The sequence below is a fragment of the Vallitalea okinawensis genome (genome assembly GCF_002964605.1).
GTDB lineage: Bacteria > Bacillota > Clostridia > Lachnospirales > PQDH01 > Vallitalea_A > Vallitalea_A okinawensis.
This window is the reverse complement of sequence record NZ_PQDH01000056.1, coordinates 1-1,013: the sequence shown is the minus strand read 5'-3', so window position 1 is coordinate 1,013 and position 1,013 is coordinate 1. Positions and strand designations below refer to the sequence as shown.

1 protein-coding gene is annotated in these 1,013 nt (G+C 35.2%); it reads left to right on the top strand.

What is annotated here, in order from left to right; genetic code table 11:
- Positions 1-257: 257 nt before the first annotated feature.
- Positions 258-1,013, top strand: a 756-nt coding sequence (locus C1Y58_RS26260; protein WP_157950306.1) for an IS110 family transposase, incomplete at its 3' end; no start/stop codon positions are given.

Here is a 1,013-nt window from a genome sequence, read left to right as displayed (position 1 = left end):
TTGTTGGTATTATAAGTATATAACAACCAGTTAATTCTGGATTGATTTATAGCTTTTATTCTATAATAAAGCTATATTCTTAACTGGGTAAAAAACCTATGTTTTGTTGGTACTTTGATACCGTCGCTTAAAGTGTTTTAGCCTCGACTTTTCTTCAATCCCGTTTTAGCTGGTTGGGTTCTTAAACCCGTATTACTCGCCAACCTGTGATGGAGATTGGTCTCAGGCTCCAGTTTATTTCAAGGAGGTTTTAATCTATGAATAATCCTACACTATGTATTGATGTGGCCAAGAATAAAAGTGTTGCTCGTGCTTTTCTTCCTGGTAATCAATCCTTTTCTAAACCCTTTACTTTTAAGCACACTCTTACTGACATCAACCAAACATCTACTATCCTGGAACAACTTAAAACTAAAACGGGTACTATACCCGATATCGTACTGGAAGCTACAGGCTCTTATTCTAAACCACTTGTACGTTATTTTCATTCTTCGGGCTATCAAGTTGTTCAGCTTAATCCTTTGCAAACTGGAATACAAAAGCGACGTTCTCTTCGTAAAATTAAAACAGATCCTATTGATACTTCCCGTATTGCTAGTGTTTATTATCTTGAAGATTGCTCTTTTTATGAGCCCAGCAATGATAAATTTGATGCCTTGAGAAAGCTCTCAAGACATTACTATTCATTGAATGAATCTTATACAGAGGTACTACAAAAATACTTGAGTGTATTGGACCTGATTTTCCCTAATCTTAGAAGTGTATTTTATAGCCTTCATTCTAAAACAGTTCTCACTTTATTAGATACCTTTCCATCCATTACAGAAATCATCAGAGCTCCGAAGCAAGCTGTTATAGATATTTTGAGGCTTTCTACACGTTCTATGCAGTGGTGTGAAGATAAATATGTATTGTTGATAGCTGCTGCAAAAGAAGCTCTTTATGACGACTCGTCCCAACTTACACAATCTTATATTCTAAAAACGTACATAAGTCTTATACGTCATTTCAGT